General features: G+C 72.1%; 26 protein-coding genes. 14 read left to right on the top strand and 12 right to left on the bottom strand.

All coding sequences use genetic code 11. The features are described 5' to 3' along the window. The 5 genes from KBX46_RS26420 to KBX46_RS26400 all read left to right on the top strand — a co-directional run. The coding region (locus KBX46_RS26420) for a PD-(D/E)XK nuclease family protein (RefSeq protein WP_210794513.1) at positions 1-1,118 on the top strand (1,118 nt) is incomplete at its 5' end. Then, on the top strand, positions 1,115-4,519 hold the full coding sequence (locus KBX46_RS26415; protein ID WP_210794511.1) for an ATP-dependent helicase: 3,405 nt from the start codon (positions 1,115-1,117) through the stop codon (positions 4,517-4,519). The genes KBX46_RS26420 and KBX46_RS26415, both read left to right, overlap by 4 nt. A gap of 226 nt (positions 4,520-4,745) precedes the next feature. Further along, complete coding sequence (locus KBX46_RS26410) at positions 4,746-4,949, top strand: cold-shock protein (RefSeq protein WP_007464836.1); 204 nt, start codon at positions 4,746-4,748, stop codon at positions 4,947-4,949. Between the two features lie 222 nt (positions 4,950-5,171). After that, positions 5,172-6,488, top strand: coding sequence for a DEAD/DEAH box helicase (locus tag KBX46_RS26405; protein ID WP_141911044.1), 1,317 nt, complete (start codon positions 5,172-5,174; stop codon positions 6,486-6,488). A 193-nt stretch (positions 6,489-6,681) separates the two neighbouring features. Then, positions 6,682-6,882, top strand: a complete 201-nt coding sequence (locus KBX46_RS26400) for a hypothetical protein (RefSeq protein ID WP_088950064.1) — start codon at positions 6,682-6,684, stop codon at positions 6,880-6,882. A 108-nt stretch (positions 6,883-6,990) separates the two neighbouring features. Here KBX46_RS26400 and KBX46_RS26395 read toward each other — a convergent pair whose 3' ends face one another. The 4 genes from KBX46_RS26395 to KBX46_RS26380 are packed head-to-tail and all read right to left on the bottom strand — an operon-like array spanning position 6,991 to position 10,161. Then, positions 6,991-7,443, bottom strand: coding sequence for an Rrf2 family transcriptional regulator (locus tag KBX46_RS26395; protein ID WP_088950063.1), 453 nt, complete (start codon positions 7,441-7,443; stop codon positions 6,991-6,993). Between the two features lie 3 nt (positions 7,444-7,446). Next, entirely contained in the window at positions 7,447-8,331 is an 885-nt protein-coding gene (locus KBX46_RS26390; protein WP_088950062.1) for an ABC transporter permease, read from the bottom strand. Then, positions 8,321-9,100 carry an ABC transporter ATP-binding protein gene (locus KBX46_RS26385; RefSeq protein ID WP_088950061.1) on the bottom strand — a complete coding sequence of 260 codons (780 nt, stop codon included), beginning with the start codon at positions 9,098-9,100 and terminating at the stop codon, positions 8,321-8,323. Before KBX46_RS26385 ends, KBX46_RS26390 begins: the two co-directional genes overlap by 11 nt. After that, positions 9,097-10,161: an ABC transporter substrate-binding protein gene (locus KBX46_RS26380; RefSeq protein ID WP_099848428.1), complete on the bottom strand. Its 1,065-nt coding sequence runs from the start codon at positions 10,159-10,161 to the stop codon at positions 9,097-9,099. Before KBX46_RS26380 ends, KBX46_RS26385 begins: the two co-directional genes overlap by 4 nt. A gap of 173 nt (positions 10,162-10,334) precedes the next feature. On the opposite strand from KBX46_RS26380, the gene KBX46_RS26375 reads away from it, so the two are divergent. Further along, entirely contained in the window at positions 10,335-11,450 is a 1,116-nt protein-coding gene (locus tag KBX46_RS26375) for an LLM class flavin-dependent oxidoreductase (protein ID WP_210794509.1), read from the top strand. A gap of 32 nt (positions 11,451-11,482) precedes the next feature. On the opposite strand, the gene KBX46_RS26370 is transcribed toward KBX46_RS26375, so the two are convergent. Beyond that, positions 11,483-11,782, bottom strand: coding sequence for a hypothetical protein (locus KBX46_RS26370; RefSeq protein WP_210794507.1), 300 nt, complete (start codon positions 11,780-11,782; stop codon positions 11,483-11,485). A 153-nt stretch (positions 11,783-11,935) separates the two neighbouring features. On the opposite strand from KBX46_RS26370, the gene KBX46_RS26365 reads away from it, so the two are divergent. From KBX46_RS26365 to nudC, 3 genes are all read left to right on the top strand, one after another. Continuing rightward, positions 11,936-13,246 (top strand): pitrilysin family protein, encoded by a 1,311-nt coding sequence (locus KBX46_RS26365; protein WP_210794505.1) that lies wholly within the window; start codon positions 11,936-11,938, stop codon positions 13,244-13,246. Between the two features lie 55 nt (positions 13,247-13,301). Further along, positions 13,302-14,645, top strand: a complete 1,344-nt coding sequence (locus tag KBX46_RS26360; RefSeq protein ID WP_210794503.1) for a pitrilysin family protein — start codon at positions 13,302-13,304, stop codon at positions 14,643-14,645. A 76-nt stretch (positions 14,646-14,721) separates the two neighbouring features. Continuing rightward, positions 14,722-15,681 carry an NAD(+) diphosphatase gene (gene nudC, locus KBX46_RS26355; protein WP_210794501.1) on the top strand — a complete coding sequence of 320 codons (960 nt, stop codon included), beginning with the start codon at positions 14,722-14,724 and terminating at the stop codon, positions 15,679-15,681. Positions 15,682-15,809: 128 nt separating this feature from the next. Here nudC and KBX46_RS26350 read toward each other — a convergent pair whose 3' ends face one another. The 3 genes from KBX46_RS26350 to KBX46_RS26340 form a co-directional block, all read right to left on the bottom strand. Next, positions 15,810-16,085, bottom strand: a complete 276-nt coding sequence (locus KBX46_RS26350; protein ID WP_088950054.1) for a hypothetical protein — start codon at positions 16,083-16,085, stop codon at positions 15,810-15,812. A 212-nt stretch (positions 16,086-16,297) separates the two neighbouring features. Further along, positions 16,298-16,537 (bottom strand): DUF397 domain-containing protein, encoded by a 240-nt coding sequence (locus KBX46_RS26345; protein WP_088950053.1) that lies wholly within the window; start codon positions 16,535-16,537, stop codon positions 16,298-16,300. Positions 16,538-16,616: 79 nt separating this feature from the next. Then, positions 16,617-17,597, bottom strand: coding sequence for a helix-turn-helix transcriptional regulator (locus tag KBX46_RS26340; protein ID WP_210794499.1), 981 nt, complete (start codon positions 17,595-17,597; stop codon positions 16,617-16,619). Between the two features lie 216 nt (positions 17,598-17,813). Between KBX46_RS26340 and KBX46_RS26335 the strand changes: the two genes are divergently transcribed. Continuing rightward, positions 17,814-19,106: an MFS transporter gene (locus KBX46_RS26335; protein WP_141911033.1), complete on the top strand. Its 1,293-nt coding sequence runs from the start codon at positions 17,814-17,816 to the stop codon at positions 19,104-19,106. 68 nt (positions 19,107-19,174) lie between these two features. On the opposite strand, the gene KBX46_RS26330 is transcribed toward KBX46_RS26335, so the two are convergent. Then, positions 19,175-19,417, bottom strand: coding sequence for a mycoredoxin (locus tag KBX46_RS26330; protein ID WP_088952000.1), 243 nt, complete (start codon positions 19,415-19,417; stop codon positions 19,175-19,177). Between the two features lie 92 nt (positions 19,418-19,509). Between KBX46_RS26330 and KBX46_RS26325 the strand changes: the two genes are divergently transcribed. The 3 genes from KBX46_RS26325 (at position 19,510) to KBX46_RS26315 (ending at position 22,548) form a co-directional block, all read left to right on the top strand. Further along, positions 19,510-21,681: an ATP-dependent DNA helicase UvrD2 gene (locus KBX46_RS26325; protein WP_088950050.1), complete on the top strand. Its 2,172-nt coding sequence runs from the start codon at positions 19,510-19,512 to the stop codon at positions 21,679-21,681. A gap of 121 nt (positions 21,682-21,802) precedes the next feature. Then, positions 21,803-22,051 (top strand): hypothetical protein, encoded by a 249-nt coding sequence (locus tag KBX46_RS26320; protein ID WP_088950049.1) that lies wholly within the window; start codon positions 21,803-21,805, stop codon positions 22,049-22,051. Positions 22,052-22,182: 131 nt separating this feature from the next. Next, on the top strand, positions 22,183-22,548 hold the full coding sequence (locus KBX46_RS26315; RefSeq protein WP_088950048.1) for a WhiB family transcriptional regulator: 366 nt from the start codon (positions 22,183-22,185) through the stop codon (positions 22,546-22,548). A 293-nt stretch (positions 22,549-22,841) separates the two neighbouring features. Here the strand turns inward: KBX46_RS26315 and KBX46_RS26310 are convergent, their stop codons facing one another. From KBX46_RS26310 to KBX46_RS26300, 3 genes are all read right to left on the bottom strand, one after another. Then, positions 22,842-24,188: an AarF/ABC1/UbiB kinase family protein gene (locus tag KBX46_RS26310; RefSeq protein ID WP_210794497.1), complete on the bottom strand. Its 1,347-nt coding sequence runs from the start codon at positions 24,186-24,188 to the stop codon at positions 22,842-22,844. After that, the gene (locus KBX46_RS26305) at positions 24,185-25,297 is read right to left on the bottom strand and encodes a TOMM precursor leader peptide-binding protein (protein ID WP_099856687.1); all 1,113 of its coding nucleotides are present in this window, start codon (positions 25,295-25,297) and stop codon (positions 24,185-24,187) included. The genes KBX46_RS26310 and KBX46_RS26305 overlap by 4 nt, the downstream gene beginning before the upstream one ends. Positions 25,298-25,512: 215 nt before the next feature. Then, a complete protein-coding gene (locus KBX46_RS26300) occupies positions 25,513-25,683 on the bottom strand; it encodes a DUF5679 domain-containing protein (protein WP_167457767.1) in 171 nt (56 codons plus the stop codon). 512 nt (positions 25,684-26,195) lie between these two features. Between KBX46_RS26300 and KBX46_RS26295 the strand changes: the two genes are divergently transcribed. Further along, positions 26,196-26,726, top strand: coding sequence for a M48 family metallopeptidase (locus tag KBX46_RS26295; RefSeq protein WP_210794495.1), 531 nt, complete (start codon positions 26,196-26,198; stop codon positions 26,724-26,726). The last annotated feature ends 200 nt before the right edge of the window (positions 26,727-26,926 follow it).

Raw genomic sequence — 26,926 nt, 5'->3', positions numbered from 1 at the left:
CCCCCACCCCGCCACCCAGTCCGCGCACCGGCCCGCCGCCCGCCGACCCCAGTGGCGCAACGGGGGAGGACGGGGACGGCGAGCCGGACCGCCCCGGGGCACTGCCGGTCACCCGTCCACCTCGGGCGCTCACCCTGCCGGCGCTGGTCGCCGAGCTGCGTACCGCCATCACCGACCCGGCTGCCCCGGCGGCCCGGCGGCGCGCCGCGGCGGCCGAGCTGGCGCGGCTCGCCGCCGCCGGTGTCCCCGGCGCGCACCCCGACGACTGGTGGGGTTTGCGCGGCCTCTCCGACGACCGGCCGCTGGTCGACGAGGGCAAGCCGGTGCGGGTCACCCCGTCGGCGATGGAGAGCGCCCTGCGGTGCAGCCTGCGGTGGCTGCTGGAACGGCACGGTGGCAGCGGCCCGACCAGCACGGCGCAGGGGGTGGGCAACCTGGTCCACGCCGCCGCGATGCTCGCCGAGGACGCCAGCGCCGACCGGGGCGCGCTGCTCGACTACGTGGCCGCGCGGTTCGACGCGATCGAGCTGGCGGCCCGGTGGATGGCCGGGCCGGAGCGCGAACGCGCCGAGGCGATGGTCGACAAGCTGCTGCGCTGGCTGGCCACCAACCCGCGTCGGCTGCTCGCGATCGAGCACGAGTTCGCCGTCCGCCTGGACGACCCGAACCGGCCGGTCGACCTGACCGGTCGGGTGGACCGGCTGGAGGTCGACGAGGCCGGGCGGCTCGTGGTGATCGACCTGAAGACCGGCAAGTCGACAGCTGTCACCGGCGCCGAGCTTGCCGAGCATCCGCAGCTCGGCGCCTACCAGGCGGCGGTGGAGGCGGGGGCGTTCGCCGAGTTCGGCGACGAGTCGGGAGGTGCTGCGCTGGTGCAGCTCGGCACCTCCGCCAAGGACGCCCGGGAGCAGAATCAGCCGGCGCCCGGTGAGGGGCCGGCGGCCGGCTGGGCGACCGCGCTGGTCCGGCGGACCGCCGATACGATGGCAGCCGCCACGTTCGCCGCGGTGGCCAACTCGAAGTGCCGGGTCTGCCCGGTGCGGACCAGCTGCCCGGTCTCCGGGCAGGGGCGCCAGGTGGTCGAGCCGCCGACCGTCCGACGTCCGGAGACCCCATGACCCAGCCCACCCTGTTCGGCGCGGGCCCCGCGCCGACGCCCCGGCTGGCGGACTCCGGCCCCCGCTACACACCGGTCGAGCTGGCCAAGCTGCTGCGGTTGCCGGCGCCCACCCGGGAGCAGGCCGCGATCATCGCCGCCCCGGTGGAGCCGTTGCTGGTGGTCGCGGGCGCCGGGTCCGGCAAGACCGAGACGATGGCCGCGCGGGTGGTCTGGTTGGTGGCCAACTCGTACGTGCGCCCCGAGCAGATCCTCGGGCTGACCTTCACCCGGAAGGCGGCCGGCGAGCTGGCCCACCGGGTAAGGACCCGGCTCGACCAGCTGATCCGCCGCGTCGGCCGACAGGGTCGGGACCCGCTGGACGACCCGCTCGCCGGTGAACCCACCGTCTCCACGTACCACTCCTACGCGGGGCGGATCGTCACCGAGCACGGGCTGCGGGCCGGTTACGAGCCGTCCACCCGGCTGCTCACCGAGGCCTCCCGCTGGCAGTTGGTCGACCTGCTGGTGCGCAACTACGACGGTGACATGTCCGAGGTGGACCGGATGCCGAGCACCATCACCGACGCGGTGCTGGCGCTCGCCGGTGAGCTGGACGAGCACCTGGTCGCGCCGGACCAGCTGGCGGCCTGGACCGGCCGGTTCTTCGCCGAGGTGCAGTCCCGGCCGGGCCGGGTGTACGCCGACGTGCGCAAGGCGCTCACCCTCCAGCAGACCCGGCTGCGCCTGCTGCCGCTGGTGCGGGCGTACGCCCGGCGCAAGGAGGACTTCGAGGCGATGGACTTCGCCGACCAGCTCGCCCGGGCGGCCCGGGTGGCCCGGGACCACCCGGGGGTCGGTCAGATCGAGCGGGACCGTTTCCGGGTGGTGCTGCTCGACGAGTACCAGGACACCAGCCACGCCCAGGTGGTGCTGCTCAACGCGTTGTTCGGTGGCGGGCACCCGGTGACGGCGGTGGGTGACCCGTGCCAGTCCATCTACGGCTGGCGGGGGGCCAGCGCGGGCACACTGGACCGGTTCCCCACCGAGTTCGCCCGTGCCGACGGTCAGCCCGCCCAGGCGCTCGGGCTCACCACGAGCTGGCGCAATCGCCCCGAGATCCTCCGGGTGGCGAACGCGCTGTCCACACCACTGCGTGCGGCGGGTGCCCAGGTGCCGGAGCTGCGCTCCGCGCTGACCGTCCGGGACCCGATCCCACACCGCAGCCCCGGCGGCGCGGCCGGCGGCACTGTGCACTGCGCGATGCTGCCCACGTACGCCGACGAGGCCGACTGGATCGCCGACAGCGTGCTCGCGGCCTGGCGTGGGGCGGCCCGGATGCCGGGCGCGGCCCCCGAGCACATCCCGGTGGCGCAACGCCCGACGACGGCAGTGCTGGTGCGCGTCCGCAGCCAGATCCCGGCGATCGAGTCGGCACTGCGCGAGCGCGGTCTCCCGGTCGAGGTGGTCGGGCTGGGTGGCCTGCTGGACACCCCCGAGGTACGCGACGTGGTCTGCACGCTGCGGGTGCTGGCCGACCCGACCGACGGTGCCGCGTTGCTGCGGTTGCTCACCGGCGCCCGTTGGCGGATCGGGCCGCGTGACCTGGTGGCGTTGCACAAGCGGGCCCGGGCCATCGCCAACGCCCGGCGACAGGTTGCCGCCGACGACACCTCGGAGATCAGCCCCGACCTGCTGGACGAGGCGACCCTGGTGGAGGCGCTGGCCGATCTCGGCCCGGCGCAGGCGTACTCGGCGGAGGGCTTCGCGCGGTTGCGCGCGTACGGGCTGGAGTTGGCGCTGCTGCGCTACCGGCTGGACCAGGCACTGCCGGACCTGATCGCGGACATCGAGCGGACCATCGGCCTGGACGTTGAGGTAGCGGTCCGGGCCGGCCGGGACGGCGCCGGCGACGCGGGCCTGGCCCGGGGTCACCTGGACGCCCTGGGGGACGTGGCGGCCCGCTTCAGCGGGGAGACCCCGGGGGCGACGCTGTCCGGCTTCCTGTCCTACCTGGCCGCGGCCGAGGACGAGGAGCGCGGTCTGGCGCCGGGCGAGGTCGAGGTGGTGGAGGGCGCGGTGCAGGTGGTCACCGCGCACGCCGCCAAGGGCCTGGAGTGGGACGTGGTGGCCGTGGCCGGGCTGAGCCGTGGGCTGTGGCCGGGTCCGGTCCGCAACTCCGACCACTGGTTGGGTGGGCTCGGGGTGCTGCCGTTCCCGCTGCGCGGCGACGCCGACGGGTTGCCCGAGCTGGCGCTCGACGAGGCGGCCGACCAGCGGGCGGTCGCCCGGGCGGTGACCGACTTCACCGACGCCTGGCGGGCCCACGACGAGCGGGAGGAACGCCGGCTGACGTACGTGGCGGTCACCCGGCCGCGCCGGCTGCTGCTCTGCTCCGGCTACTGGTGGGGGGAGGGCACGAAGCGGCCACGAGGTCCGTCGGTCTTCCTGCGTGAGGTGTACGACGCCTGCCTCGACGGCGGGCCGGGGCACCTGATCGACGTGTGGGCGCCCGAGCCGACTCCGGATGCGACGAACCCGACGGCCGAGGTGGTGCTCCGCGCGGAGTGGCCGGCCGACCCGTTGGGTGGTCGCCGGCCGGCACTGGCCGAGGCGGCCGGGTTGGTGCGTCGCCTGATGACCGACGGCCCGGCCTCGGTGGTCGCCGGGCCGGTCGGCTCGGTGGTGGACGGGCCGATGGTGACCGTCGAGCCGGAGGTGGACCCGGAGGTGGCGCGCTGGCAGCGCGAGGCGGATCTGCTGCTGGCCGAACGGGCCGAGCTGACCAGGCTCTCCGGTGCGGTCGAGGTGGCCCTGCCCGGGCAGTTGAGCGTCACCCAGCTGGTGGCGTTGCGGCGTGATCCGGCCGGGCTGGCCCGTACGCTGCGCCGTCCGGTGCCGACCGAGCCCAACCCGTACGCCCGTCGCGGCACCGCGTTCCATGCCTGGTTGGAGCAGCGCTTCGGCGCCGACCGCCTGCTGGACCTGGACGAGTTGCCCGGTGCGGCCGACGCGGATGCCGCGCCCGACGAGGCGCTGGTCGAGTTGCAGGAGCGGTTCCTGGCCAGCGAGTGGGCCGACCGGTCACCGGTGGAGGTGGAGGTGCCGTTCGCCACGGTGATCGCCGGAGTGGTGGTGCGGGGGCGGATGGACGCGGTCTTCGCCCGGCCGGGTGGGCGGTTCGACGTGGTCGACTGGAAGACCGGCGCGCAGCCGACCGGGCCGGCGGCTGACGTGGCCGCCGTGCAGTTGGCGGTGTACCGGTTGGCCTGGGCGGAGCTGGCTGGTGTGCCGGTCGACCGGGTGGGCGCGGCCTTCCACTACGTCCGGCACGGCGTGACGGTTCGGCCCGCCGATCTGCTGGATGTGACGGGGCTCACGGCCATGATCACCCAGTTGCCCGAAGATTCCGCCCAAGCTTGACCGCTGGCGGGAAAACCATGATACGTTGACCGGGTTGCAGTTTTGGTTACCAGAGACTCTGTGTGCGCCTGGCGGGATTGTGGCCCCAGGCGCTCTTTGTTGTGTCCGGAGTTCTCCGGGCGGGGCGACCAGAAGCGACAGGCGATTCGCGCATCCCCGCGCGGAGCGCTCCTCTTCGGGCACGCAACAAGTGCGAGTCCGACGTTCCGTCAAGGAGACGAAACACATGGCTATTGGCACCGTGAAGTGGTTCAACGCTGACAAGGGCTTCGGCTTCATCACCCCCGACGGCGGCGGCGCTGACGTCTTCGCCCACTTCTCGGCGATCCAGTCCTCCGGCTACCGGAGCCTGGACGAGAACCAGCGGGTCGAGTTCGAGGTGACCCAGGGCCAGAAGGGCCCGCAGGCGGAGAACATCCGCCCGCTCTGATCTTCGGATCGGTCAGCATTACCTGTCGCGCCCTCCGGGTGTGACGGTGACGGGACCGGCCCGCCTCGCCGTCGCCTGCCTCCGCAGGTGACGGCCCGGTGGCGGGCCGGCCCGTACTCCAATCGGTTCGTGCTTGTGAGTCCTGGCTGCCTTTTGCCGCCGGTGACAGCGCCGACTTCGGCGCCCTCCCTCGACACGTGCCGCGTCGAGGAAGGCTCCCGCATGACCACAGTTATTCCTTCTTTCGCTCATACCGGGCTGGCACCGGCGCTGCTCACCGCGTTGACCGCGCAGGGCATCAACGAGCCGTTCCCGATCCAGTCGGCGACGCTGCCCGACTCTCTCGCCGGCCGCGACGTGCTTGGCCGGGGTCGTACAGGCTCCGGCAAGACCCTCGCCTTCGGGCTTGCGCTGCTGTCCCGCACCGCCGGCCGTAAGGCCCGGCCGGGTCGCCCGCTCGCCCTGGTGCTGGTGCCGACCCGTGAGCTGGCCCAGCAGGTCACCACCGCGCTCGCCCCGTACGCCCGCGCTGTCGGGCTGCGCTGCACCACCGTCGTCGGCGGGCTGTCGTTGCAGCGGCAGGCCGACGCTCTGCGCGCCGGCGCCGAGGTGGTTGTCGCCACCCCCGGCCGGCTGCACGACCTGATCAACCGCGGCGACGCCCGGCTCGACCAGGTCGAGATCACCGTGCTGGACGAGGCCGACCAGATGGCCGACATGGGCTTCCTGCCGCAGGTCACCAAGCTGCTGGAGCAGGTCGCACCGCAGGGCCAGCGGATGCTCTTCTCCGCCACTCTGGACGGTGGTGTGGACCGGCTGGTCCGCCGCTTCCTGAGCAACCCGGTCACCCACTCGGTCGACCCGGGCACCGCCACCGTGACGGCGATGACCCACCACGTGCTGCACGTCGACGCCCTGGACAAGCCCGACGCGTTGACCCGGATCGCCGCCCGTGAGGGCCGCACCATCCTGTTCATGGGCACCAAGCACCGCGCCGACCGCCTTGCCCGTCAGTTGCTGTCCAAGGGCGTACGCGCGGCCGCACTGCACGGCGGCAAGTCCCAGCCGCAGCGCACCCGGATCCTGGAGCAGTTCCGCAACGGCCAGGTGACCGCTCTGGTCGCCACCGACGTCGCGGCTCGGGGCATTCACGTGGACGGCCTGGACATGGTCGTCAACGTGGACCCGCCGACCGAGGCGAAGGACTACCTGCACCGGGGCGGCCGTACCGCCCGGGCCGGCGAGTCCGGCTCTGTGGTCACCCTGGTCCTGCCCGAGCAGCGTCGGGACATGTCCCGACTGATGGCCACCGCCGGCATCCGGCCCGAGTCGGTCCAGGTGCGCTCCGATGGCGAGGCGTTGGCCCGGGTCACCGGTGCGCGTGAGCCGTCCGGTGTGCCGGTGACCATCGTCGCGCCTCCGGCTCCCGCCGCTCGTGGGGGACGCGGTGCCGGTGGCACTGCCACCGATGGCGGCGCCCGCCCGACGCACCGGGCGTCGGGTCGGTCCCGCCGTCCGCGCCGCCCCCGTACCGTCTGATCTTCCGCGCCTCAACCGACCCGCCCCGCTTCGGCGAGGCGGGTCGGTCTGTCTTCGGCCCTGGCCGGCCAGACTTCTGAGTCGGTAATCAGCCTCTGCTCGGTCGGCTGGCCGACTGCGTCATGGCTGACCGTGGTCAAGGCTGACCACCGGGGGAAAGCCGGGCGGGGGGCCCGGCACGGGAGGGGTGACCATGGCGGGCGAAGCCGGCTCGGGTGCACTACGCGAACTGATCCTGGTGGTCGCGGTCGCGCTCGCCGGGCTGTTGCTCGCCATGGTTGCGGCCTTCGCACCCTGGCACGCCACCCCGGCGGGTAACGCTCCCGCCGGTCTGGTGGAGCTGCACGGCCCTGGCGACCAGGGCTCCGGCCCGGCGGTCGCCCACGTGGGTTGAGCAGCGACCGGCCGACCGGTGCCGGCGGAGGGGCAGGCCCGGTCAGGATCGGTACGAGATGTGGTCGGGTCGGCGGGGCACCGACCCGACCACGTCACCGCCGTCGTTTCACGAGGTGGTGGGGGCGTGGTCGGTCGAGTTGCGGGTGAGCAGGTCGGCCAGGGTGGTGCTGTCGACCACCGTGGCGATCGCCCCGTGCACCGCCAGCCAGACGTCGGTCAGCCCGGCGGCCACACCGTGGTAGCCGGCGCGCTCGGCCGGCAGGCCGCGCACCGTGGTGAGCGAACCGCCGACAGCCCGTAACACGTCCCCGACGGTGATCCCGTCGGCTGGGCGGGTCAGCGCGTACCCGCCGTCGGCGCCCCGATGGCTGTGCAGCAGACCGGCTCGGCGCAGGTCGAGCAGGATGCCCTGCAGGAAGCTGAGCGGGATGTCCTGCACCTCGGCCAGGCTGGCCGCCTTCACCAACTCACCGCCTCCGCTCCCGCCGCCGCCGCGACTGGCGGCGGCGACGGCGAGCATCGCCCGGAGCGCGTAGTCGCTGCGCGCGGAGACGTACACGGGTCAGTTGCCCGCCTGGTCGAGCACGCCCCAGCGCCGCCGGATCGCCTTGTCCGCCGCGCCGAAGGCGGCATCCACGCCGAGGCCGAGCACCAGGATGACGATCATGGTGGAGAGCAGCCAGGGTGCGTCGGACAGTTCGCGGGAGTAGGTCAGCTGCGCGCCGAGCGACGTCTGCGAGATGCCGACCACGATCAGCTCACCGGCCATCAGGCTGCGCCAGGAGAACGCCCAGCCCTGCTTGAGCCCGGCGACGATCGCCGGAAGGGCGGCCGGCGCGATGACGTACCGGTAGAGATTGAGCCCCCGAGCGCCCAGGTTGCGACCGGCGCGCAGCAGCAGCGGTGGCACGTAGTCCACACCGGAGATCACGCCGTTGGCGATGGACGGCGCCGCGCCGAGCACCACCACGAAGAAGATCGCCTTCTCGCTCAGCTCGAACAGCAGGATGGCCAACGGGAACCAGGCGATCGACGGCATGGTCTGCAACGCCGTGATCATCGAGCCGATGGCGGCTCGGAGCACCTTGGACCGGGCCACCGCCAGGCCCAGCAGCAGGCCGACCGCGACCGAGAAGACATAGCCGACGGCGGCCCGCCGCAACGTCGTGACCAGGCCCTCCCAGAGCTGCGGGCCCTGAGCCTGGTTGACCAGCTCGCGGCCGACCTCCAGCGGCCCCGGCAGCGAGTACGGCGGCTTCCAACCCGACCAGACCACCAGCTGCCAGGCCAGGATGGCGATGGCCAGCGCGGCGAGCTTGGGCCAGGTGGCCGCCCAGAACCGGGAACCCCGGGAAACCTCCGGGTCCCGGCCGGCGATCTCCAGCGCGTCCAGGCCGGAGATCTGCGCGTCGGTACGCGCCGTGTTGGTCAGGGTGTCACTGGCCATGGCGGCCCACCTCCGTACGGAGCCGCTCGGTGACCTCGGCGGCGATGGCGGCGACCTCGGGGGAGTCGATCCGTCGGGGGCGCGGGATGTCCACCTCGGTGGAGTAGATGATCCGGCCGGGACGGCTGGAGAGCAGGATGATCCGGTCGGCCAGTCGGGCGGCCTCGCGGACGTTGTGCGTCACGAAGAGCACCGAGAGGTTCCGCTCGGACCAGATGCGTTCCAGCTCGTCGTGCAGGATGTCCCGGGTCATCGCGTCCAGTGCGCCGAACGGCTCGTCCATCAGCAGCACCGGCGTGTCCAGGGCCAGCGTGCGGGCCAACGCGACCCGTTGCCGCATGCCCCCGGAGAGCTCGTGGGGGCGCTTGCGGCCGAAGTCGGCCAGGTGCACCGTACGCAGCAGCTCGGCGACCCGCTCGCGCCGCTCGGCCCGGGGTAGCCGGCGCAGCTTCAGCGGCACCTCGACGTTGCCGTCGACGGTCAGCCAGGGAAACAGCGCCGGTTCCTGGAACATCAGCCCCGGGTTGGCGTCGCCGGCCAGCGTGATCTGACCGCCGCTGGGCCGGTCCAGCCCCGCGACCAGGTTCAGCAGGGTGCTCTTGCCGCAGCCGGAGGCACCGACCAGGCAGACGAACTCGCCGGGTGCGACGTCCAGCGACACACCGTCGAGGGCCAGGACGGCGTTCGGCCCGCGCCCGTACACCTTGGTCACGCCGGAGAGCGCGACCGCGGTGGTCGCGCTCTGCGGCGTCGTCGTGGTCGACGTCATGGCTGGACGACCTCGGGCTTGCCCTGCGACTTGAGGGCGTTGTTGAGGTACTTGAGGTCGTACAGGCCCTTGAGGTCGACCGGTTCGGTCAGCTTGACCTCGACGGCGTGGTCGAGGCCGGCCTTGAGCGAGGTCGCGATCGGGTCGTTGGTGAATTCCAACGTCGGCCACGCCTGCTTGATGAGCTTCAGGTCCAGCGGCTTTCCGGTGATCTTGCCGATCGCCTCGGAGATGGCCTGCTGAGCTTCCTCGGGCTTGGTGTTGACGAACTCGTTCGCGGCCACCTGGCCGTCGACCAGCTTCTGCACCACGTCCGGGTGTGCCTTGAGGAACTTCGTGCTGACCAGCAGGTTGGTGATGACGAACTTCTTGTCCGGCCACAGGTCGCGCTCGTCGACGAGCACCTTGCCGCCGGCGTTGACCAGGCGGGAGACGAACGGCTCGGGCACCCAGGCACCGTCGATCGCGCCGCTGTTGAACGTCTCGACCGTCTGGGCGTTCTCCTGCGGGACGATCTTGACGTCGCCGCCACCCTCCTTGGTGGTGGTCAGACCCTGCTGCTTGAGCCAGTAGCGGATCGCCACGTCCTGGGTGTTGCCCAGCTGCGGGGTGGCGATCTTCTTGCCCTTCAGGTCCTGCGCGCCGGCGATGCCGGGCTTGACCACCAGCGCCACGCCGCCGGAGGCCGCGCCGGAGATGACCCGGACGGCCTCACCCTTGGACTTGGAGAAGGCGTTCACTGTCGGGTTCGGACCGATGTACGTGGCGTCCAGCGCACCGGAGAAGACGGCCTCGATGGCGGCCGGGCCGGCGTTGAAGGTCTTCGGGTCCAGCTTGACGTCGGCGCCGAGCTTCTCGGCGAAGATGCCCTTCTCCACGCCGACGACGGCCGGCGCGTGCGTGATGTTGGGGAAGTAGCCGAGGCGCAGCGTCACCGGGCCGGAGCTGCCGCCCGTGCCCTCGCTGTCGTCGCCGCACGCGGCGGTGCTGCCCAGGGTCGCCGCACCGAGGGCGGCGAGAGTGGCCAGGGTGACCAACCGGCGCATGGGAAGCCGTCTCATCGTCCATCCAATCCGCAGTATTCCTACTTAGTTGGTAGGAAGACTGGGCCAGGCCGCGGTCAGCGTCAAGACCCATCCACATGGCGGGATGACGCGTCTCAGTTATGTCGGTATTTCCTACCAGCTTGCTAGGTTAAACCGGACTCGGTGATCGGCAGAGAGGCGAATTCGCGATGAGCTTCCACTGGTTCCTGCCCACCTCCGGCGACGGCGACCAGGTCGGTGCCGCCACCGTCACCGCGGGCGCCGCCCGGCACGACCGGGCCGCCACCGTGGCCTACCTGGCCGAGGTCGGCCGGGCCGCCGAGACGCACGGCTTTACCGCCGTCCTCACGCCCGTTGGCGCCGGCTGCCCCGACCCGTGGATCGTCTGCGCGGCGGTGGCACAGCACACCGAGCGGCTCGGCATGCTGGTCGCCGTTCGGGCCGGCTTCGCGCTGCCCACCCTGATCGCCCAACAGGCCGAGGCGTTCCAGGCCATCTCCGGTGGCCGGCTGTCGCTCAACATCGTCACCGGCGGCGACCCGGCCGAGCAGCGGGCGTACGGCGACTTCCTCGGGCACGACGACCGCTACGCGCGCACCGGCGAGTTCATCGAGGTGCTCCGCCGCGCCTGGGCCGGCCGGCCCTTCGACTACGCCGGGAGGCACTACCGGGTCGACCAGGGCGGCCTGGCCACCCCGCTCGCCGAGCCACCGCCGGTCTACTTCGGCGGCGCGTCCCCGGCCGCCGAGACGGTGGCCGCCCGACAGGCCGACGTGTACCTGATGTGGGGCGAACCGCCGACGTCGATCGCCGCCCGGGTCGCCCGGGTCCGGGCGCTCGCCGCCGAGCAGGGCCGCACCCTGCGCACCGGTCTGCGGCTGCACGTCATCGCCCGACCCACCGGCGCCGAGGCGTGGGCGGAGGCCGACCGGCTGCTGGCAGGGATGAGCCCCGAGCGGATCGCCGCCGCACAGGCCAGGTTCCGCCGGATGGACTCGGTGGGTCAGGCCCGGATGGCCGCGCTCAACGCCGGTCGCACCGACGGGCTCACCGTCGCGCCGAACCTCTGGGCCGGCGTCGGCCTGGTCCGCGAGGGTGCCGGCACCGCGCTGGTCGGCAGCTACGCCGAGGTGGCGGCCCGCGTCGACGAGTACGCGGCACTCGGCGTCGACGAGTTCGTCCTCTCCGGCTGGCCGCACCGGGAGGAGGCCGAGCGGGTCGGCGCCGAGGTGCTGCCCCGTGTCCGCCCGACACCCGAGCGGCATCACGCGGCGGGTGATGAACGGCGCGTGGGGGCGCGATAAGCCTCGCTCGACGCGGTCCGCGCCGGCGCGGGTTATCCCTCGGCGGTGGGTCGGCTGTGCACCACCAGCTCGTCGATCTCCAACCGGCCGACGCGCAGCTCCCGCACGACCGCCCGGCGGATCGCCAGCCGCCCGATGACCAGCGCCCCGACGGCCACGGCCCCGACGGCCACCGCCCCCACGGCGAGGGCGCCGAGCGACGCCGCTCCCACAGCCCGCGCGCCGGTCGCCGCCGCGCCGGTAGCCCGCGCGCCGGTCGCCGCCGCGCCCGTCGCCGCCGCGCCGCTCGCGCGCGCCCCGGTCAACCGCATCAGGCGTGTCTCTCGTTTCATCTCCCCATTGTCCCCGCACGGCCGGTCGCCCGCTTCCCACCGGTTCCGGATGTCACCCCCACCGCCCGACGCACCCGCCGTCTCACCCTCGCGGTGGCGGCGGCTCCGGGAGGTCGCGGGTGGCAGGGGTGTCGACGCGCTAGGGTCGATCCCGTGGCGGCGCGGAGATCCAGAATTCCAGCGACGAAGTATCCGGTCGAGCGGTTCACCCTCGACAACGGCCTGCGGGTGGTGCTCACCCCTGATCGCAGTGCCCCGGTGATCGGGGTGGCGGTGGTCTACGACGTCGGCATCCGCTCGGAGCCGGAGGGGCGCACGGGCTTCGCCCATCTCTTCGAGCACCTGATGTTCCAGGGTTCGGAAAACCTGGAGAAGCTGGCCCACTTCCGGCACGTGCAGGGCGCTGGTGGCACCTTCAACGGCTCCACCCACCTGGACTACACCGACTACTTCGAGACGCTGCCGAGCAACGCGCTGGAACGCGCGCTGTTCCTGGAGGCGGACCGGATGCGTGGCCCCCGACTGACCGAGGAGAACCTGCGCAACCAGGTCGACGTGGTCAAGGAGGAGATCCGGGTCAACGTCCTCAACCGGCCGTACGGCGGCTTCCCCTGGCTGACCCTGCCGCCGGTCATGTTCGACACCTTCCCGAACGCGCACGACGGCTACGGCTCCTTCGACGACCTGGAGTCGGCGACCGTCGCCGACGCGGCGGACTTCTTCCGCCGCTACTACGCCAGCGGCAACGCGGTCCTCGCCGTCAGCGGCGACATCGACGTGGCCGAGGCGACCGAGCTGGTCACCCGGCACTTCGGTGACGTGCCAGCCCGACCGGCGCCGAAACGGCCCGACTTCACCGAGCCCGAGCTGACCGCCGAGCGGCGCACCTCGTACACCGATGCCCTGGCGCCGCTGCCGGCGGTGGCCGGCGCCTGGCGCGTGCCCGACCCGGTCACCGACTTCGCCGGCTACCTGCCGTACGTGGTGCTGGCCGAGGTGCTCACCGACGGCGACGCGTCGCGGCTGGTCGAGCGGCTGGTGCAGCGCGACCGCACGGTGACCAGCCTCGGCGGATACCTCGGCTTCATGGGTGACCCGTTCGACGTCCGCGACCCCACAGCGCTGCTGTTGCAGGCGCACCTGCCGCCCGGGGGCGACGTGGACAAGGTGCTGCGCACCATCGACGAGGAGTTGGACCGGCTGGCCACCGACGGGCTGACCGACGGTGAGCTGGCCCGCACCCAGGCCCGGATGGCGACCCATCTGCTGCGGGACACCGACGCGGTGCTCGGCCGGGCGCTGCGGATGGCCGTGCTGGAGCAGCAACGCGGCGAACCGGGCCTGCTCAACGAGTTGCCCCGGCTGGTCGGCGACGTCACCGAGGACCAGGTCCGGGCCGCCGCAGCCACGCTGCGGCCGGAGCGCCGGGCCGCCATCGAGGTCATTGCCGGAGGCGCCCGGTGAGCGCGAGGAGTGAGCCGGTTTTGCGAGCCCCGCAGTCGCGAACGAAGGTGGCACAGTGACTACGACCACTGCTCCCGTCGGGCCGCGTACGCTGCCGCCGCTGGGGCCGACCCGCAAGCTCAAGGTGCCCAAGCAGGCCGAACGTACGCTGCGCAATGGTCTCACCGTGATCGCCGTACGCCGGCCCGCCGTGCCGCTGGTCGAGTTGCGGCTCTGGGTTCCGTTCGGTCGGGTGCACCTGGCTCGCGGCGCGATGCTCTCGCAGACGATGCTCTCCGGCACCGAGTCGATGACGAGCGTGCAGCTCGCCGCCGAGTTGCAGAAGGTGGGTGGCGGGCTCTCCGCGGGCGTCGACCCGGACCGGCTGATGCTCTCGGGCGCCGGGCTGGTCACCGGCCTGGACCGGATGCTGGAGTTGCTGGCCGAGGTGCTGACCAGCGCCAGCTACCCGAGCGACGAGGTGGCCACCGAACGGGACCGACTGGTCGACCGGATCCAGGTGGCGCAGAGTCAGCCGGCGCACCTGGCCCGGGAGGCGCTGCTGAAGCGGATCTACGGCCGGCACCCGTACGCGACGCAGACCCCGGAGCCGGGCCAGATCCGGGCCGTCCGACCGGCGGCGTTGCGCACCCTGCACACGGAGCGGGTCCACCCGGCCGGCGCGCAGTTGGTGCTGGTCGGTGACGTGCAGCCGGAGAAGGCCCTGGACGCCGCCGAGCGGGCGCTCGGCGGTTGGGCCGGCGCCGGGCGTGTGGCCGAGCTGCCGGCGACGCCGCCGCTGGAGCCGGGCCCACTGCTGCTGGTCGACCGGCCGGGCTCGGTGCAGTCCTCGCTGCGGATCGCGCTTCCGGCCGTGTCCCGCACCGACCCCGACCACGCCCCGCTGCAACTGGCCAATCTGATCTTCGGCGGTTACTTCTCCTCCCGTTGGGTGGAGAACATCCGCGAGGACAAGGGCTACACGTACGGCCCGCACTCGGGGATCGAGCACTCCGTGGCCGGGTCGGTCCTGGTGGCGTCCGCCGAGGTGGCCACCGAGGTCACCGGGCCGGCGCTGCTGGAGACGACGTACGAGTTGGGCCGGTTGGCGTCGCTGCCACCGAAGCCCGAGGAGTTGGAGCAGGCCCGTCAGTACGCCCTGGGCACTCTCCAGCTCGGTATGTCCACCCAGGCCGGGTTGGCGGCGTTGACCAGCGCGTACGCGGGCAACGGGCTGCGTCTCGACTTTCTCGCCGAGTACGCGGCGAGGTTGGCGAAGGCGAGCATCGACGATGTCGCGCGTGCCGGCGCCCGGTACCTGGCACCGGCTCGGGCAGCGATCGTGGTGCTCGGTGACGCCGAGCGGGTCACGCCGGGCCTCGCCGCGCTGACCACGGTCCACGCCGAGCCGAAGCAGTGAGCGAGCGCAGCGAGCGAGCCATGGGGCTCAGCAGTGGGCCGTCTCACGGCGGCGTGGAGCGAAGCGGAGCGCTGGCGTGAGTGGGGAGGCGGCGCCGCCGTTGGCGCGGTCCACGCTGGATCGGGCTGCCCACCGGCGGGGCGACTCGCAGTGGCTGACCGAGGCGTGGCTGCGTGGCCGGGTGCTGCTGCTCGACTCGACCAACGAGGGTCGGACGTTGGCCCGCACCGACACGTCGCCACCGGCGTTGGTGCTGTTCGGTGCGGCCGACGTGCCGGCCGGGTCCGAGTCGACGGCGATGTTCCTCGGTGTCGAACCGGACGGGGTGCCGGTCTTCGCGGTCGACGCGCCGCTGCCGGCGTTGCCGGGGACCCGCGCGGTCAACCTGCGCGAGGTGGGCCACCTGCTGGCCGACCGGGAGGCCGGCATCTTCACCACGGCGTTGGCGCTGCTCAACTGGCACACCCGGCACGGCTACTCGACGAGCACCGGGGCGCCGACCGCGATGGACGAGGCGGGCTGGTCCCGGGTGGACCGTAACGGTGGGCGGATCTGGCCGCGTACCGACCCGGCAATGATCGTGCTGGTGCACGACGGTGTGGACGGCCCGGACGGTCGCTGCCTGCTCGGCAACAACGCCGGTTGGCCGGGCACCCCGGGCGGCCGGCGCTATTCCTGCCTGGCCGGCTACGTCGAGCCCGGCGAGTCGGCGGAGGCCGCCGTGCTGCGCGAGGTCCGCGAGGAGGTGGGCATCGGGGTCGAGCGCATCGGGTACGTGGGCAGCCAGGCGTGGCCGTTCCCCGGCTCGCTGATGCTGGGTTTCCTGGCCACCGCGAACCCGGACGATCCGGTGCGGGTCGATCCGTCCGAGATCGCGTACGCCCGGTGGTTCTCGCGCCGGGAGATCGGGGCGGCGCTGGCCGGGCGGACGGTGGACGTGGGTGACGGTGCCCAGCTGATCCTGCCGCCGCCGTCGTCGATCGCGCTGTTCCTCATCCACCGGTGGCTGGACGGCTGGGTGGACGCCGACAGGTGAAGCACGGTCCCGGCCCGTGGCCGCCGTTGCCGCGGCGGTCACGGGCCGGGAACACGGGCCGTCGTGGTCGGTGGGTGCGATAAACGCGGCGGGGGAGCCGATCCGACCACGACGGACGTCTTGTCGAGTCAGGTGCCGTTGCGGCCCGGTCTGTGTCGGAAGGCCGCGCGGGGCTCGATCAGCGGCACGACCTTGACCCGTTGCTTGCCGGCGCGGACCGCGCCGACAGTGGCCAGAGCGCGGGCCAGCAGCAGTGCGGCGTCCCGGTCCTCGGCGTGCACGGTCTGCCGTCGTGGCTCGGGGGTGGTCGTCTCGTCGCGGAGTCGGTGGCCGTCTGCCCAGGCAGCGGCGATGTCCCCGTCGGCGACGGCGCGGATGTCGGTGCGAACGATCAGGAACCGCATGAGGGTCTCCGGATGAGCCGCGATGGATAAGCCAGTGTGGAAGTTCCACGTATCCGAGGGCCATGTTACGCCCCGTGTTCGTCCCAGCAACTGAAACGCGCCTATCGGTTCGGAGCGTCGTCCGATCGGCCGATGCAGCTCAGGGGGTCGGCGGGCGCGTACAGCGACGGGGCCGCCGGCAGTGCGCCGACGGCCCCGTACCTGTCACCGGATCAGTTCAGATCGAACTGGCCCTTCTTGGCTCCGGTGATGAAACCGAGCCACCCTGCGCGGTTGAACAGCAGCACCGGGCCGCCTCGGTCCTTGCTGTCGCGCAGGGCGACCGCCGACGGGCCGGCGTTGAGTGGGGCGACCTCCACGCAGTTGGAGGTCTGGCTGCGTGTGCTGGTACGCCACGGGGCATCCGCCAGCGAGTGAGCGGAGACGGACGGCGTGTTACGGATGTCGTTCATGGTTCTGCTCCTGATGTGAAGCGATCCGATGGGACGAGTGGTGCCGCACGCCCCGACGGAGGGTCGGTCCCCCCGTGGATCACCGATCCGTCAGCCGCCCCGAGGCCCGGCGGCGCTGGGTCGGCGCCGTTGCCGGCCCGAACGCCACTGTGGATGGGGGCGCTGCCTCGGTCAGCCGTCCCGTTGACTCGATCAGCCAGGAGAGGGAGTCCTCGGCGTTCAGTGCCGACGTGCATAGCCACTCGAACACCACTTTATAGCGATTTAGCGTGATTGCCTCGGTCGACATGACGTCGGTGAAGCCACCTTCGATGGCCAATGTCTCCGGATCGAGGGGATCGGCGAACCGGTAGACCGAGAACGCGGTCGGCGGCAGGTACCAATTGCCGATCTGGGTGTCGCGAAGCAGCACGTGCAGCGTCACGTTCGGCAGCAGGGCCAGCTCACAGAGCTGGAGCAGTTGTTCGTGCAGCACTTCGGGCGGCCCGGCGCGGCGGCCGAGAGCGGCCTCCTCCAGCACGGCGGTGTAGCGGGGCGCGTGCGGCTCACGGGTCAGCAACGACTGACGGGCCATCCGCGCCTGCACCTCGGTTTCCGGCTCGTCGTCGGGCTCGGGCTCGCCCGCGCCCGCGCCCACCTGCCGGGCGGAGACGATCCGGACCTGGGCGTAGCCCGGGGTCTGCAACAGGCCGGGCACCAGCACCGGGTTGTACTCGGAGATCTCGGCGCAGCCCGCCTCCAGCTCGGCCCAACTGCGCTGCTGCTGCGTCATCACCGGGAAGTTCTTCAGCCAGCCGCGCATGTCGCCGGCCTCGCCGGTGATGCCGAGCAACTCGTCGTGCACCGCCTGGTCGACGCCGTAGAGATCCAACAGGTCGCCGACGTCCTGCGGGTCCGGTCGGCTGCGGCCGTTCTCCAGGCGGGACAGTTTGGACGCGGAGGCCCAACCGATACGCTCGATCACCTGGTCGCCGGTGAGGCCCGCGGCCTCACGCAGGCGGCGCAGCTCGACGCCCAATCGGCGACGACGCAGGATCGGGCTGGGTGCGGCAGGAGGCACAGTGTCCTCTTTCCCGTCGACCGCCGCTGGCGCGACGGTAACTGTATGAAATTCGCCCCCCACGGTCAGTATGGACGGCGCGACCGGTGTCGGAGGTTCCGGCGGGGGCGTGTCCTGCAAAAATCGGACCACGGGAATGCCGGACGATGACGGACCCGCGGTCGCGGCCCACGTCGACCTCGCCCAGCCGGGCAGGCCATCCCGCCGGAGGGACCCATGCGCACGATCCTGCGCCGACCCGACTTCCGCCTGCTCTTCGGCGGTCTGCTGGCCAGCATGACCGCCGAGTCGATCCTGCTGCTCGCGCTCGCCATCTGGGTCAAGGATCTGACCGGCTCGAACGGGCTGGCCGGTGCCACGATCTTCGCCGTCATCGCGCCGATGATGCTGGCACCGCTGGTCGGCTGGTTCGTCGACCGGTACCCGCGTCGGCCGTTCTTCCTGGCCGCGAACGTGCTCACCGCCGCCCTGCTCACCCCGTTGTTCGCCGTCCGGCACGCGGGCGACGTCTGGATCGTCTACCTGGTGGCCGCCCTCTACGGGCTGTCGTCCATCACGCTCGGCGCGGCGCTCAGCGGGCTGATCCGGGAGATGGTGCCGGTCGAGCTGCTGGCCGAGGCGAACGGCCTGCTCCAGACCGTACGGCAGGGGATGCGGCTGATCGGCCCGCTGGCCGGCGCGGCGCTCTACGCGGCGCTCGGTGGGTGGGCGCTGGCCGGGATCGGGATCGTCGGATTTCTGACCGCCGCGGCGGTGGTCACCGCCCTACCCACTCCGCAACAGGCGCCACCGCCCGTGCGGCTGCGCTGGCCAGCCGAGCTGGGCGCGGGCCTGCGGCACCTGGCCGGCGAGCCGGCCCTGCGCCGGGCACTGCTCGGCTACGGCCTGGGATCACTGGTGATGGGCTTCAGCGAGTCGCTCATCTTCGCGTACGTCGACCAGGGGTTGAACCGGGACGCCGCGTTCGTGGGCGTCCTGGTCACCGTGCAGGGCGTGGGTGGGCTGCTCGGCGGGCTCTGCTCACCGGCGCTGGTCCGCAGGCTCGGTGAGGTCGGCACACTGGCCGCCGGTGTCGCGTTCTTCTCCCCGGCCGCGCTCGCGCTCGCGTACCCCGACATCCGGCTCGGGTTTGCGGCGGTGCTGCTGGCCGGCGTGTCGCTCCCGCTGACGATGGTCGGGCTGCACACGCTGATCCAGCGTCGGACCCCGCCCACGCTGGTCGGCCGGGTCGCCGCGGCCACGCAGGCGGTGGTCAGCGGCCCGCAGGCGTTCTCCATCGGTGCGGGCGCCCTGTTGGTCGGGTTCCTGGACTACCGGCTGCTCTTCGCTCTGGTCGGGGTGGCCACCCTGATCGCCGGTGGCTACCTCTGGCGGGGCCGGCACCTGAGCGCGCCACCCGGCACCCGCCCGCCCACGCCGGCCCTCCCGGTGCTCCCGGCACCCCGGCGACCGGCAGAGGACGCCGACCGGCCGCTGGCGACCGGCACCCACCTTCCGCCTCCACGATGACCGACCTCCGAACACGACGAGCGGCCGCCCCGAGTGGGGCGGCCGCTCGTCGACGGTCATCTGGCCGGTCAGGCGGTGAGGGTCTCCAGGTGCTGCTTGACCTGGGTGATCGAGGGATTCGTCAGGGCGCTGCCGTCGTCGAAGCGCAGGGTCGGCACCGTCTGGTTGCCACCGTTGACGCTCATCACGAACTCCGCGGCCTTCGGGTCCTGCTCGATGTCGACCACCTCGTAACCGATGCCCTCCCGGTCGAGCTGCGACTTCAGCCGGTGGCAGTAGCCGCACCAGGGGGTGGAATACATCGTCAACATGGTCGGATCCTCCAACTCCTCCGGCCGCGGCTTGCGGATCAAGCCGAGGCTGTTCGCTGCAACGCTGAGGGGAGCTGAGATGATTCCTGGTTGTGGCGGTTCACTCAGCGTCGGAACACGTGCTCGCCGGGCTGGACCCTGAGCAGCGCTCCGCGGTGACCGCGCCCGCCGGGCCGGTCTGCATCCTTGCCGGCGCCGGCACCGGCAAGACCAGGGCGATCACCTCCCGGATCGCCCACCGGGCACTCTCCGGTGAGATATCCCCCCGGCACGTGCTCGCGGTCACCTTCACCGCCCGTGCCGCCGCCGAGATGCGACACCGTCTCACTCTGCTCGGGGCGCACGGTGTCCAGGCGCGGACCTTCCACGCCGCTGCGTTGCGGCAGGTGCGGTACTTCGCGCCCCGCCTGCTGTCCGGCCGGGCCATGCCCGAGCTGCTGGACAGCAAGGTGCGGCTGGTCACCCTCGCCGCGGCCCGGGTCGGCCTGCGCACCGACCGGGCCGCCGCGCGCGACCTGGCCGGCGAGATCGAGTGGGCCAAGTCGTCGCTGGTCGAGCCGACGGACTACGTGGTGGCCGCCGCCCGGGCGCTGCGCGACACACCGCACGAGCCGGCGAAGGTGGCCGAGGTGTTCACCGCGTACGAGCAGCTCAAACGCTCGAACGGCGTGATCGACTTCGAGGACATGCTGCGTGCCGCGGTGTGGGGCATCGAGGAGCACCCGGACGTCGGCGAGCAGATCCGCACCCAGTACCGGCATTTCGTGGTCGACGAGTACCAGGACGTCAACCCACTCCAGCAGCGGTTGCTGGACGCCTGGCTGGCCGGCCGCAACGACCTGACCGTGGTCGGCGACGCCAGCCAGACGATCTACTCGTTCACCGGTGCCACCTCGGCGTACCTGGTCGACTTCCCCCGCCGGCACCGCAACGCCACGGTGGTCCGGCTGGTCCGCGACTACCGCTCCACCCCGCAGGTGGTCGGGCTGGCCAACGCGGTGATCTCCCAGGCCCGGGGCACCGAGGCGCGGTTGCGGCTGGAGCTGAGCGGGCAGCGCCCACCCGGCCCCGAGCCGGACCTGCGGATCTTCACCGACGAGCCGGCCGAGGCGAACGCGGTCGCCGCGCGCTGCCGCGCCCTGATCGACGCGGGCACGCCGGCGAAGGAGATCGCCGTGCTGTTCCGGGTCAACGCGCAGTCCGAGGCGTACGAGAAGGCGCTCACCGAGGCCGCGGTGCCGTACGTCGTGCAGGGCGCCGAGCGGTTCTTCGAGCGGACCGAGGTACGCCAGGCGATGGTCGCGCTTCGCGCCGCCACCCGCTCGATCCCCGGGGAGACGCCGTTGCCGGCCGCCGTCGTCGAGGCGCTCACCGCGGTCGGCTGGGCCCCGGACGCACCCCCGGCCGGTGGCGCCGCCCGCGAGCGGTGGGAGGCGCTGTCCGCGCTGGTCCAGCTCTCCGAGGAGTACGCGGCCAGCCCCGAGGTGGTGCCGATCGGCGAGGCCGCGTCGGTGGAACGTCCCGTCACGCTCACCGACTTCACCGAGGAGCTCGCCCGCCGGGCCGCCCAGCAGCACGTACCGACTGTGGACGGGGTGACCCTCGCCTCGCTGCACTCCGCCAAGGGGCTGGAGTGGGACGCGGTCTTCCTGGTCGGCCTCGCCGAGGGCACCATGCCCACCACGTACGCCAAGACCGTCGAGCAGGTCGAGGAGGAGCGTCGGCTGCTCTACGTCGGGATCACCCGAGCGCGGCAGTGGCTCTGGCTGTCGTACGCCGCAGCACGCTCGCCGGGCGGGCGGGCCCGGCGGCCGTCGCGGTTCCTGCCCCAGCTGGACCGCTCCGGCGGCACCGAACGGGCGTCCGGCGGCGGCACCGGTCCGGCGGCCAAACGCACCGAGCGGCGTCGAACCCAGATCGTCTCCTGCCGGATCTGCGGCGCCACCCTGCTCGCCGGCCCGGACCGCAAACTGGGTCGGTGCCCCACCTGCCCGTCCGACATCGACGATGAGCTGCACGAACGGCTGCGCGAGTGGCGGCAGCGGGTGGCCGGGGCGCAGAAGGTCCCCGCCTACGTGGTGTTCACCGACGCGACGCTGATCGCGCTGGCCGAGCGGCGGCCCGAGCGGTCGGAGGAACTGATCGCCATCGCCGGTATCGGCCCCCGCAAGCTGGGCCTCTACGGGGAGTCGGTGCTGGCGCTGGTGGGGGGCGCGGGGGTGGACGATGTCTGCCCTGAGAAAACTTTCGAAATCTCGTCGTAAATTCGTTTGCCCTCGCCCCGGCGCGAGGAATAGCCTCAGAACACACCACGCGAGCGGCGCCATTCCGGCTGCTCACGGGGTTGGTCCAGTCGATCCGAGGAACGTGAGGGAGGTGGGTCCCGTGAAGATTTTCACCTATGAGCGTCTGGCGGTGATGCCGTCTGTCCACGCTCCGCTGTCGGCTGTCCGGGTGGCCCTCACGGCTGCACGACCGTCGGTTCCGCAGGTGCACCAGGTTCAGACCGAGCTGAGCCTGACCCTCGCACCAGTCGGAGTCGAGGGGACCAGTGGCTTCACGGGCAATGGCATCCAGGTCGCCAAGAAGCGCATGGATGTCCGCGGCGTTCCACCTCGAGGTAAACCGGTCTGATCATCAGACACCGGCTCACCTCGAGGCCGCGGAACCCGCTTACCGGGATCCGCGGCCTCAGTTTTTTGCCCGCCGTAAGTACGTCGGAATGCGATCCACAAGATCGAATGTGAGAGAGAGGTGACCGGGAGATGAGTCTGGCGTTGGCCCCACTCGACATGAGCATCGAGATGGAGGCGAACCTGCCCTGCCGGAAGTTCGACCCTGACCTGTGGTTCTCCGACTCGCCCACCGAGCTCGAGCTGGCCAAGTCGCTCTGCGGGGACTGCCCGCTGCGTGTCGAATGCCTGGCCGGAGCCGTTGAGCGAGCGGAGCCGTGGGGCGTCTGGGGCGGCGAGATCTTCGAGCGTGGCGCGGTCGTCCCGCGTAAGCGGCCCCGTGGCCGTCCGCGTAAGGAGGACGTCGCTCGTGACGCCGAGCTTCGGGTCGAGGCCGAGGCGCGCCTGGCGGCCAGTGGGCTGTCCGAGGTGCGTGGCGCGGTCCGGCTGGCAGCCTGACGTGTTCCCGATCCGTACCAACTACGCCGGTGTCACACCGGCAGTGAGTGAGAAGACGATGTTCAACGTCCCGAGTGGAGCCTTCGAGATGCAACTACTCCACGAAGCGTTGTCCCGGGCTCGAATGCGCCGGCCTCAGGCCGGTCGTACCACCACGAGCACTGAGGCAACCCGATCCGCCCGTACCGTCGCCATGAACAGCCGCAACCAGACGGCACGCGACCTGGGCGTTCTCTAGTACCACCGCACACAGAAGGGCGGGTGCCGACCGGCACCCGCCCTTCTGGACGTCCTCAGGCGACCGGGGCGAAGCCGGGCAGCCAACGCTCCAGGATGCTGCGGTACGGAGCCTTCGCCTCCAACTGGCAGAGAATTCCGATCGAGCCGAGCGTCACCCGGTGGATCAGCAGGTACGACGGCGGCAGGTTGAGCTGCCTGCTCAGCTGGTACGTGGGGGAGCGCGGGCTGGCGAGTCGACCCGCCTCGGCCCGCAGCCAGGCCCGGGTGAACCGGAACCCGTCCGCCGCGATGGGCTCCAGCATCGGACGGATGAAGTCGAGCACCCCCTCGGCGTCGATCTGCTCGGTGGCGCCGATGAAGCCCTCCGAGCGCAGCCCCGCCACCACCTCGTCGGCGTCGCCGCGCAGCGCCATCGCGGCGATGCGACCGATCGGCTCCGGCGTTCCCTCCGGCATCCGGGCCACCGCGCCGAAGTCGATCACCCCGAGTCGGCCGTCGGGCAGCAGCCGGAAGTTTCCCGGGTGCGGGTCGGCGTGCAGCAACCCGGCCCGCTGCGGAGCGGAGAGGTGCAGGGTGGCCATCAGCCGGCCCGCCTCGTCCCGCTCCTCCTCGGTGCCCTCGCGGATGATGTCGGCCAACGGGGTGCCCGTCACCCACTCGGTGACCAGCACCCGGGGTGCCGCGTTGATCACCTGCGGGATGTAGATCTCCGGGTCGTCGGCGTACGCGGCCGCGAAGGCGCGCTGCGACTCGGCCTCCAGCTCGTAGTCCAGTTCCTCGGTGATCCGCTCGCGCAGCTCGACCAGGAGCGGCTTGACGTCCAGACCGGGTTGGATGGCCCGGAACATCCCGCCCAGGCGGGAGAGCTGCTTGAGGTCGGAGAGCAGCGCTTCACCGGCGCCCGGGTATTGGATCTTGACCGCAACGTCGCGGCTGTTCGGTGCGCCGGACTCGTCGAACCCCGGCTCCCGCCACCGTGCCCGGTGCACCTGGCCGATGCTGGCGGCGGCGGCCGGGGTGTCGTTGAACTCGACGAACAGGTCCCGCCAGTTGGGGCCGAGCTGCTCGGCCAGCACCTTGTGCACGCTGGCGACCGGCAGCGGTGGTGCCGCCTCCTGGAGCTTCGTGAGCGCCTGGCGGTAGGGCGCGGCGATCTCCTCCGGCAGTGCCGCCTCGAAGACCGACAGCGCCTGGCCGAACTTCATCGCCCCACCCTTGAGCTGGCCCAACACGCTGAACAGCTGCTCGGCGGTGCGCTGCTGGATCTCCGCGGAGATCACATCGGAGGCGAGCCCGGTGACGCGCTTTCCCATGCCGAGAACGGTCCGGCCGGCGAAGCCGAGCGGCAGGGCGGCGAGCTTGGCGGTGCGGGACACGGCGCGGCGCGGTATGTCGGTCACACGGTCATTGTTACCGACCGGAGGGCTCCGCTGCTGCTCTGCGGCCGGGCTGGTGCGGACACTCGACCTCGCGAGCACCCGCACGCCGGGTGTGGCGGCCAGCCCCGACGGCGGAAGCGGCCCGCGCCAGTGATCTCCATGGCCCCACCGAGGGTCTCCGGCTGACCGCCGTCGAGCTGCGTCAGCGCCTCGGCCAGCGCGTACCCGATGGCTGCCAGCAGGGTGCTGGTCGCGCCAGCGGCGACCGGGTCTGTGGCGGCGAGCTGGGCGGCGAGCCGCGGCCAGTCCGGGTCGCGGTCGGCCCGGTGCAGCTCGACGCAGTGCAGGCAGGGCCCGGCCGGTGGGCGGACCAGCGGCCCGACGACCGGTACGCCCTCGCGCAGCGTGACCAGCAGGTGTGGCTGCCGGCGTTGGGCCAGACCGGCGGCCACCAGCGCGGGTGGCCGGTCCGTGCCGAGCTGGATCACCAGGTCCACCCGGGTCGACCGGCCCCGCTGGGTGCCGGTGCCCGGTGCGACGCGGTTGACCGCCGCCCGCACGGCCGGTGCCAGCGGGTGACCCAGCTCGGTGGCGGGGATGCCCGTGCCGACCAGGTCGACGGGGCGGACCGGGCCGGTGAGGTGGGGGATCACCTGCCCTACGCCGGCCTGGGCCAACGCCACCGTCAGGGGCCCGCCGAGCGCCCCGGCGCCGGTGAGCACGACCCGGGTGGTCCGCCGACGGCGCAGGACCTGTGCGGGGGTGCCGGGCAGTCGAGCGGCGGCCAGGGCCAACGCGCCGGCCTCCGCCGCCAGCCGGGCGCGGACCGGGCCGGCCAGGTCACGGGGGAGCAGGCTGTGCGCGGGCACCAACAGGCCGGCCGTACGCAGGGCGTCGAGCAGCGTACGTGCCTCGTCGGCGGTGACCCGGACGGTGGCCGCCTGCGTCAGGACGGAGCGTTCGCTGCGGGTGCCGTCGAGCAGGTCGAGCAGATGGGCGGCTCGGGGATTGGCCAGCTCCAGCAGCACGGCGGGCCCCGGGCCGACGCCGAGCTGGAGGGTGTGCCGGTCCCGCCAGAGCCGGTTGAGGCCGGGCAGCAGCGTGGGACGGGGCAGTACGGTGCGACTCATGGTCACCAATCGTGACCGTGACTTCGCGTTCGGTCGATCGTTGTCCACAGGCGCCCAGGCCGCTGTCCAGCGTTGTCCACAGGCTTTGCCGGGTTTTCCACAGGCTGCCGACGAGGCTGTCGGTCACCCGACAGGCGGTCGACGACCCGCCGACCGCCCAGGACGGCAACGGGGCGGGGTGACCACCGGCCACCCCGCCCCCGTCACCCGTACGGTCAGACCTTGGCCTTGCCCAGGATGCGGTTCACTGTTGTCCCGCAAACCGGACACTTGCCCTTGGCCATGTTCATTCCGGTCTTCGAGACCTCGACGTGCCCCTCGAAGTCCCGCTTCTCCTTGCACTTGACGCAGTAACCGTTGTAGGTCGTCTGGGCCTGGTCGGCCACGGTGCCCTCCTCGTCTCGTCCGCCGGTCAATGCCGTCCCGGCGGGGTGCCCGGCGGCGGGCCACACGGGGCGCCGGCGCTGGGTCTCACTCCGCGGCCACCTTCGTGACCGCTGGTTCGCGGACCCTACCCAGGTCTGGGCAGTTCCATGTCAGCTGTGCATCGACACTGTGAGCAAGTCGACGTCGAGAGTGTGCATGGCGAAATAGGTCGGATAAGTCAGTTTGGCGGGGACACGCCGACCAAACCCTCACAGCCACCCGTGCGAGTGCCCCCGGCGCGGCCTCCGGCCGGTGATCACCTACGGTGGAGAGGCGTCGTGCGACACCGCCATCAGCGTTCACGAAGGGTGACGAGATGGCGTGGCGGGGCCGTCGTCAAGAAATTTTCCGGACGCCTGGCGACCAATCACCATTTTCTGGGCGCGTGTCGCGTGGTTGACCCTTGCGGACCCCTGGTCAGTACGCATTAGCTTTCCTTCGTGACACGTAGCCGAGGCTGCGCGGGCCAGTGATGGCGGGGACGCGCAAGCCGGTCGTCGAGGTGCGGCGCAGCCAGCGCCGACGACGCACGGTGTCTGCGTACCGTGACGGTGAGCGGGTCGTCGTCCTCATCCCGGACCAGTTCTCCCGAGCCGAGGAGAGCGAGTGGGTCGACCGCATGCTCGCCCGGCTCGCCGCCCGGGAGGGGCGCCTGGCCCGCTCCGATGCCGAGCTGCTGGCCCGGGCGCGCCGGCTCATCGAGCTCTACCTGGCCGAATACCCCACGAAGGCCGTTCCGGCCAGCGTCCGGTGGGTCACCAACCAGAACGGCCGGTGGGGCTCCTGCACCCCTGCCGACCGCAGCATCCGGATCTCGCACCGCGTTCAGGAAATGCCCGACTGGGTGATCGACTACGTGCTGCTGCACGAGTTGGCGCACCTCATCGTGCCCAGCCACAACGCCCGGTTCTGGGCGTTGGTCGGCCGCTACCCGAAGGCGGAACGCGCCCGCGGCTACCTCGAAGGCGTGGCCGCTGCCTCCTGCGCGCCGCTCCCCACCTGATCCAGAGACCCCGAGTCTCCGGGCTGCCGCGCGCCGAGCCCCTCGGAAAGCCCCGCGCCTCGTTAGGAGAGCGCGGTTGGCCTAGATCCACTCGCCTTCCTGAAAACCGCGCTATCGATGCCCTGCGGACACCGCGACTTCCATGAACCCGAGTCGATCATGCCCGCGCGCGCCGTGCGAGACGGCCGTTCGGCGTGCTG

The sequence above is a fragment of the Micromonospora sp. C81 genome, from assembly GCF_018070425.1.
Lineage (GTDB): Bacteria > Actinomycetota > Actinomycetes > Mycobacteriales > Micromonosporaceae > Micromonospora > Micromonospora zamorensis.
This window is presented reverse-complemented; position numbering and strand designations above follow the sequence as displayed.